7 protein-coding genes are annotated in these 7,339 nt (G+C 43.8%); 2 read left to right on the top strand and 5 right to left on the bottom strand.

Going from position 1 to position 7,339, the window contains the following annotated elements; all coding sequences use genetic code 11:
- Window positions 1-109: 109 nt before the first annotated feature.
- From NDI42_RS28430 to NDI42_RS28410, 5 genes are all read right to left on the bottom strand, one after another.
- Window positions 110-2,254, bottom strand: coding sequence for a Mu transposase C-terminal domain-containing protein (locus NDI42_RS28430; RefSeq protein WP_190450579.1), 2,145 nt, complete (start codon window positions 2,252-2,254; stop codon window positions 110-112).
- Complete coding sequence (locus tag NDI42_RS28425; protein WP_190450577.1) at window positions 2,251-3,093, bottom strand: TnsA endonuclease N-terminal domain-containing protein; 843 nt, start codon at window positions 3,091-3,093, stop codon at window positions 2,251-2,253. The genes NDI42_RS28430 and NDI42_RS28425 overlap by 4 nt, the downstream gene beginning before the upstream one ends.
- A gap of 243 nt (window positions 3,094-3,336) precedes the next feature.
- Window positions 3,337-4,647 (bottom strand): hypothetical protein, encoded by a 1,311-nt coding sequence (locus tag NDI42_RS28420; protein ID WP_190450575.1) that lies wholly within the window; start codon window positions 4,645-4,647, stop codon window positions 3,337-3,339.
- 103 nt (window positions 4,648-4,750) lie between these two features.
- Window positions 4,751-5,026: a helix-turn-helix domain-containing protein gene (locus NDI42_RS28415; RefSeq protein WP_190450573.1), complete on the bottom strand. Its 276-nt coding sequence runs from the start codon at window positions 5,024-5,026 to the stop codon at window positions 4,751-4,753.
- Window positions 5,027-5,039: 13 nt separating this feature from the next.
- Window positions 5,040-5,330: a hypothetical protein gene (locus tag NDI42_RS28410; RefSeq protein WP_199310899.1), complete on the bottom strand. Its 291-nt coding sequence runs from the start codon at window positions 5,328-5,330 to the stop codon at window positions 5,040-5,042.
- Window positions 5,331-5,436: 106 nt separating this feature from the next.
- On the opposite strand from NDI42_RS28410, the gene NDI42_RS28405 reads away from it, so the two are divergent.
- Both NDI42_RS28405 and NDI42_RS28400 read left to right on the top strand, forming a co-directional pair.
- Complete coding sequence (locus tag NDI42_RS28405; protein WP_190450571.1) at window positions 5,437-5,700, top strand: helix-turn-helix domain-containing protein; 264 nt, start codon at window positions 5,437-5,439, stop codon at window positions 5,698-5,700.
- A 288-nt stretch (window positions 5,701-5,988) separates the two neighbouring features.
- Window positions 5,989-7,272: an ATP-dependent nuclease gene (locus NDI42_RS28400; protein WP_190450569.1), complete on the top strand. Its 1,284-nt coding sequence runs from the start codon at window positions 5,989-5,991 to the stop codon at window positions 7,270-7,272.
- Window positions 7,273-7,339 lie beyond the last annotated feature (67 nt).

Below are 7,339 nucleotides of genomic sequence, written 5' to 3'. Positions count from 1 at the left end.
ATCTAAACGGGCTGAGCATGATTTCTATGACCAGATTTGGTTCTCTCGCATCCGTTCATTAACCTGTCACCCTTGATCTACCAAGCATCTACAAAGATGTGTCAGGCAGTCAGGGTGGTACATACTCCTCTTCATCTTTGTCAGGTTGAGCAATGGTTGGCATGGGAATCACTTGCCCTGGTTGGTCGGAAAGCTTCTCTGATGTTAAATCCCAAGCTTCAGTCTTCCGCTCGTGACTACGTTCTTCGTTACGGTTTTGGCGGATATTTTTGATACGAGACTGCTTGCTTTGACCATCATCAGCCTTTTGCGCCTCCTCAGTTGCCTGATCAAGGATTTTGTTAGCTTGAGCATTATGTTTTGCTTTAGACTGCTGTCTGCGTGTCCTGGAAGCCTGCTTGTTTACCTCTTGCCGTCTGTAGTAGTCTTCTACCTCACGAAAGTCGCAACCCTGGAAGCGTTGATCGATATCAAGGAAACGGCAAACTTCCATGTCTTTGCCACTATCAAGACGTATGTAGATGTAATCAACAAGGCGTGGGTCATAGGCAACAGTAATTTTCCAACTCCCCTTACTTCTTGCCTTAACAAACCACTGTTGGCGTACAGCTAATTCACAGGTATAGTGCAACTTCTTGAAGTAAATACAGCCTTCACGGGTTACGGAAGCTTCTGCTGTTGGGAGGAGGTTCAGACGGATATTTGCAGGTGGTTGCCAATGAAGCGAACCGACTCGATTCTCGACTCCCCACTGCCAGAGATCGACCGGGTAAGGTTCGAGTTCATCTTGGATCATGAATTCATCCATCGGGTATTTGTTCAAACGTTTTTCGCTGTTGTGATCCCGAATGGCAAGAATCATCAACTGCCGAAATTCATACAGAGTCAGAACCCCATCAAGTCGATAGTCTCTTTCTCCTCGTTCAGGAAGTTTTTTGACCGAACCTGGGAGCCAATGAATGGCTTCGTTATTTAACTGATTAAAGCTCTGCTCAACAATACCTTTCATGTCTGCCCGGTAAGGAGGCGTATTATCGACATCTACACCGAGAGAGTCCACCAGGTTATTTGCGTTATATCGTTCAAATTCACCTCGATCTGCCAGGATGGCTTCAGGAAGATGATGGCTAGGCCAGTCAGCTTCTGTAATTTCAAAATTAAACTTTTTGCAAAATTCAACCTTATCTGCTGTAGCATTTTCCAGGGCTAACATTGCGCCTAGCCAGCTTGCAGGTTCGAGGGTGACGACAAACCCAACAATCATACGGCTGAACACATCGATAACCAGATACAGTGTAGGTCTACCGATAATCCAGCATCGGTTTAGCGAACTTACCAGATAAACATCACCGATCGTTGCGTCGATTTGAAAGAGTGACCCAGGGCCAAAAGCCATCTGAGTTGAGTTTCCCACAATAGCCCGATAACTTAAGTTATATCGACGTTCGCCTTTACGAGTAATGAGTTTGCGAGTGATATCAGAGCTTTTCTCATACCAGTACTGAAACTGCCTCAAGCTAGGTAATTTTTCTGCTGGTGGCAGAATAGGCTCCTTGGAACCATCGGCAAGTTCTCTATATCCGATGGGAAAGAACTTTTCGAGGGTAAGTTGAAAAGCCTTGGTTAAGGGTCTTTTTTGCGAGGTTTCGTAGAATAACCGGATACCTTTACGAAATTTCTTCTCTATCTCGGCATCAACATTAACTCCAATCTCCTCATTTCTGGCTTGAGCAAGGAAGCTCTTGCGACCTCTTTTGCAACCATCACTTCGCTTCTTCTTACCTTTCTCACCGCACTTATTAAAGTCAGGTATGATGGCATTTTTTGTCTGACCTCTTTGCCAATACCGTCGTAAGTCCTTGCGAATAGTTGGTTCTGTTCTTCCTGTCTGTTTAACCGCCTCCTTGATCAACTGGCTCCGCTTAACAGGATCGAACAACGACTCTTCTTTAGTTACGATTAGGAAAATAGCAGACCAAGCCTTTTCTACACGCTGGCGTTGCTCCTCCTTGAGTTCAACGTAAGAGCGAAGAATTTTTGCGTAGGGGTCTTCTTGCAGGATGCTGGCTCTATTAGCAGCAATTGCTGCCATCATATGCTCATGCTTCTGGAGTATGGGTTGAGCATAAGGATCGTAGATGTCGATGGTTACTACATCGGTGCCAGAGAAATCGATCCACAATATGCGGTCAATTTGAGTATCTGCTTCGTTGTCACTTTGCCAGCAGAGTAGCTGGTTGACTAAAAGGTTCATCCAACTTTATCCCCTTGGTTGATAACGTCTACGGATGGAGCTTTCAAAAGTACGAGCTTTTTTCTAGGATTGATGGGTTGATTCAGGTCAATCAGCAATTCGCGTCTAGCCAGCATATGCCGAACTACCGAGAGACTGTCACCTGGTTCTAAACCAAGTTTGTCATCACAATCAGCAGTGATTTCCGTGAGCGGCTCATCCCTTTGAGCAATCCACTGAATTAATAATTTTTTAGCCTCAAGAATCTCGCGATCTGACAGAGTAAGCTTATCTTCATCAAAGCGCTTGCTTATCCAATCGATGTTTTTGGCAAGCACTGGGGGAATTTCGTGTTCAGTCACTATTCCCCAACTGATGTTTCTTTTGAGCCAATATTGCCGTTCAATCTCAAACTTTTCTATAGTCCGTTCGTTTTCCAGTTGGTCTGAAGGTTTAACTGTGCGAGCTTGATAAGAAACTCCCATGCCTTGGCGGATGGCGATGTAGAAATCCGTCGTCATGACGATAGGTTCTTGTGTCTTTGGATCAGTAGGATGACGGATGCAAAGTTTTTCGGCAATTTCTAAGGTCTCTGACAAACGTAGTAGGGGATACTGTTCTTGGATGTCCACAACAATTGGTGACCAGTCGAGAATATAGAAATAACGAACCTCATGCTGGCTCAAAAGCTCGTGTCTTCTTCCCGTCGTCAACCCTTTAATACGCTTGCACGTACCCATTGAGCTGACATCTTGCACCGTTAGCCAAGGCTTGTAATTGAAACCTCTACCTTGACCGCGACCTTCTTCAATCCGTTTTTCAATGACAGCCTGGGTTGTTTGTCTCTTGCGTTTAGCCATTCAGTTACTCCTTTTTATGAATGCTGGTACTCACAAAGTTGTTTCTCAAACCAGGCTGTTCGTGCATTTTTTAGGTAGGATAAGCAGAGTTTCAAGATGTGCTGAATACTAGCACGTCACTATCGTGAATAATGTATGCAATATAGCTAATCAACTACATATTTCATACATAACTTTCTTTGAACTACTTTTCAATTTGTTTCGGTTTTTAATCTTTTGCCAGCTCCTATCCTAAAAAAATAACTACGTTTCACCTGAGACAATATTTAGAGCTTGACTGGCTGAGGTCAACGCACCCAAAATTTCAACTTTCATTGCCTTGGCTTTGGCTCGAATGCCCTCGGTGTTCTCTTGTAAGTACGTTAAGTGAGTATTAATTTTGGCAATGTAATCTAGAGAGGATTGAATTCGTTGCAACTGAGCTTCAATCGCACTACAGTCTAGCTTCGAGTTAAGAGTCTGTTGGTTTACTAATTGCTGGCGCACAATTAGAAACTGAAGGGCAACCGTGAGCAGCTCATGAGTGGTGGCAATCCACAATCCGTATTCACAAGTTCCTTGGGCCCATTCCCCAATTTCCCGTGCGAATCCCTGACGAGAATGACTCAAAAAAATTCCAGCATTCGCTTCATACTTTGCCAGTGCTTTGGCCAATCGCTGGGAAATCATTTTGCGCCCCCAAGGTTGGGAAGGCCGGTTTCTTGCCTCAATGATGATTGAAATCTCAGTTGCCGCTACTGAGTTGGGAGTGAGCTTAATGAGGATGTCACCTGGCTCATTTTCCTTGGCGACGTGGTGAATCTCAGCGCCACAAATCTTTGACCAATCCTGTAGTTCTAACAAAACTATTTCTTCATAGGCAGCACCCTTAGCTGTTGTTTGCTCAAGTGCTGCTTGCGTTACCTGTTTGTCTCGAATTTCCTGGCGGAGCTTGTCTACTTCCGACGCTAAGGGCTTTACTGCTTCACAGACCACACTCTTTACAGCTTTGGCTAGAGTTCCGTTGTCTGCTGTAACATTCGCTAGTGCTGCCTTAAACGACCCCTGGATGGAATCTGATAATTTGGGGTTGAGAAGGTTGGTGAGGGTTTTGAGAACGCTGCCAATAACAGACGTTTCCTTATGTGGGTCAATATCCCGTGCTAGCAGAGTTCGGACGCCATCCACTTGAGCGGTAAGCACTGCTGCGGTTTGATTAATTTGTCCTTTGAGCGGTGCCAAAACTTGACCATTTTCCGTACCAATTTGACTGACCAACTCCTGCTCAAAAGACTGGACAATGCGGCTTACGGCTGTTTGGAATTCAGAAAGTAGGGCTTGCATCCGTTGCTCAACAAAGGCTGTATCCTGACGGGCATGAGCGACTTGGATGCAGGCAAAACCCATTTCCACACAACTCAGGAGAGTAGATTCTTGTTGGGACTCAGGCAATTGTCTCAAGTAGTTAGCTGCCTCTGGGTGACGGATTTCTAAGTCGCGAATCACAATATGGTCGCCAATAATCTCGATAGTGGAGGAAGGTTGATTGCCGTTACGGGTGGAGAAAAAGGTCATAAAACAATCGGTGTCTAGATTACACTGACTGCACCGTACTCCCTGGTTTTTCAGACGGTCAAGAAAGTTTTGTCAATTTGCAAAGCCATAACTATTTGTCGGATTACTGCCTTGTGTGCCAGCGTTCCAAAAGTGGCTGAACTCGTTCGGCATTGGTGAGGAGAAAATCAGCTATCGCCATGATTCGTTGGTATGGAAGACCCGCTTCTCGACGGCTAGCTTGTCCACCGAGCCAGTGATAAGTGGTGGATTTGGAAAGACAGCAGATGTGAGCCAATTGTTCATAATCTAACCCCCAACGATAGCTGAAGTCTTGGGGAGAGATAAACATCTGATTATGCAGCTCTAAGACTTGTTGACGTGTCTGTTGAGAAGACATGATGACCTCTGATTCAAACTACAGATGACTGATTGAGCCGTTCGATGTCTTCCTCAAAAGCGAAGTCATAGCTGGTGATATGGCGGGAAGGACTTTGCTCATCGAGTAAAACCAGGTAATGCAGTCCAGTAGCAATACAACTGGAGGAGTGGGTGTAGATAACGCCGAGGATACGACCAAAGTCTGGATGAGGAACTTGACGCCATCGTACTAAATCACCGAGCTGAAACTGTTGCTGAGGTAGGGTTTCGGGAACAACTTCTGGCAAGGCAAAGGGTGGCATTTGGGAACGGATGTTAGGCATAGATAGATTCTTCAAGAATTGGTTGCACTTATTTTATAGCTTAAAGTCTATAAAATAATACTTATTGTCTATGGACTCATAACATGCACTCCTTGAAAATCGTGCAGTGAGTCGAAAAAAACAATCAGAGATTAACCACCGCTTTGGGAAAGCCATCAGGCGGCGTCGGCGAGAATTGGATTTGTCTCAAGAGGAACTTGCCGAACGAGCTGAGCTTCATCAAACCTACATTTCGGATATTGAGAGAGGTGGGCGAAATCCCTCTCTGGAGAACGTTGAAAAGCTAGCTAATGCGCTGGGCATCTCTATTGCTCGTCTGTTCACTGACTACGGTGTTGAGGTAGAGAATGACCTAGAGAGCCGCTCTTGATTATTTACGGTGCTTGGGTGCAAGCTAATTCCCAAGCACAGGATCAAACCAGCGGTATAAACTGGTTGACCCAACCAAACATAAGAACCAGTAAGACGGCTGGCTCTATACTCTCTCAGGTCATATTCAAGCATCCCTGATTGAGGGCTGAAGGCTCATCAGTTATTTACTGGTCAGCCTTCAGTTTATTAATAAAGCGCAAATTTTAGCAAAGTTTGTAGTCTGGTCTCCCTCTTTACCCTCTAGCTCATGTAAAACAGAAATACAGTCATTTACTGCTATATCAATATGACTATTTTTATTGAAGAATTACATTTAGTCTCGTTCAAAGGATTTAAAAATTTCAAGCTGAAATGCTCTCAATTCACTACGTTAGTTGGCCTGAATAGTAGTGGAAAAACAAGTATTCTTCAGGCTATACAGCTTGTTCATGATGTTTGCAAATTTGTATTTGGAGGGTATGCAAACCCTGATATCCAAAGACCAGACTTTATTGCTCCTCACTGGTCGTCTAATGATAGATTCAAGTCCTCCGGGATTATTGAGCGCCAACTTTCGGGTGATCCTGATGCTTTATGGCTTAATAAAAAAACATCTACTCCATGCAAAATTGCACTGAAACTATCTGGTAATATTGAAATAAAAATAGAAATTACTGGACGGAAAAATTTTAATTTAGACATATTAAAAAATGAAGAAACAATTAGAAATAAAATCCAAGAACCTGTCAATCAAAAAATTGTAGAAGATTTTTTTCTGTTTTCTCCCACATTTGTTCCCCCAACTGCAAGCCTCCCTCCAATTGAGCAATTTATCCATCACCCTGAGTTAAGGCAGAAACTTGATAAGGGATTGATAGCAGAGTGCTGGCGATCATACTTATATTGGCTATGCAATGACGGTGATAATAGGAACTCTGATCGTGTTGTTGAAATTGTGCAGAAATACTTGCCGGATACTGTGTTAAAGCTGCCTCAACTAACACACCAAAGTCCACCACAGGTTTTGATTGAGTTTGAGGAAGATGAAACTAATTTTGATATTAGTGTAAGTGGTGGTGGACTTCGCACTATTTCAAGCTTGGCTGTTATTCTGCACTTTTCAAAGTCGAGATGTCTCTTATTGGATGAGCCAGATGCTCACCTTCATAGTACCTTACAGCACCAAGTTGCACAGATGCTTCTCGATCATTCTGTCGAGAAAAATGTGCAGGTTTTCGTAACAAGCCATGCACCCGATTTCATTGCTGAAATCCCAGTTGAGTATTTGACGTGGATTGACCAGACTAAGCAAGAAAGTCGTACTTGTAACGGAGTTGGTCAGTTTCTTGCAGATCTTGGCGCTGTGACAAAAGCTGATGCCATTCGTAACTATGGTGCAAACAAGATTCTGTTTGTTGAGGGAGGAACTGACCATACTGTACTTTCTAAATTTGCAAGTTATTTTTTTCGGGAAGATTCTACGCGGATTAACCCATTTGCGGATAGCTCTGTTATCATTGCTGAACTTCCCGATGGAAAGGGTGATATAGCGTTTCCTAGTCTGCTGAGGTACAGTAACAGCAGTGTGTAAACCAATTTTGGATGTCCTTCAAGGAGAGCTTATTAAATGCTTCCTCTATGGCTTTGGCTAAGTCAGG

Origin of the sequence: Funiculus sociatus GB2-C1 (assembly GCF_039962115.1) — a bacterium.
GTDB classification, from domain to species: Bacteria; Cyanobacteriota; Cyanobacteriia; order Cyanobacteriales; family FACHB-T130; genus Funiculus; species Funiculus sociatus.
This window is presented reverse-complemented; position numbering and strand designations above follow the sequence as displayed.

Excerpts from the sequence above, each read along its gene's own strand:
- NDI42_RS28430 (WP_190450579.1), bottom strand. The coding sequence starts at position 2,254 with ATGAACCTTTTAGTCAACCAGCTACTCTGCTGGCAAAGTGACAACGAA.
- NDI42_RS28425 (WP_190450577.1), bottom strand. The coding sequence starts at position 3,093 with ATGGCTAAACGCAAGAGACAAACAACCCAGGCTGTCATTGAAAAACGG.
- NDI42_RS28415 (WP_190450573.1), bottom strand. The coding sequence starts at position 5,026 with ATGTCTTCTCAACAGACACGTCAACAAGTCTTAGAGCTGCATAATCAG.
- NDI42_RS28410 (WP_199310899.1), bottom strand. The coding sequence starts at position 5,330 with ATGCCTAACATCCGTTCCCAAATGCCACCCTTTGCCTTGCCAGAAGTT.
- NDI42_RS28420 (WP_190450575.1), bottom strand. The coding sequence starts at position 4,647 with ATGACCTTTTTCTCCACCCGTAACGGCAATCAACCTTCCTCCACTATC.
- NDI42_RS28400 (WP_190450569.1), top strand. The coding sequence starts at position 5,989 with ATGACTATTTTTATTGAAGAATTACATTTAGTCTCGTTCAAAGGATTT.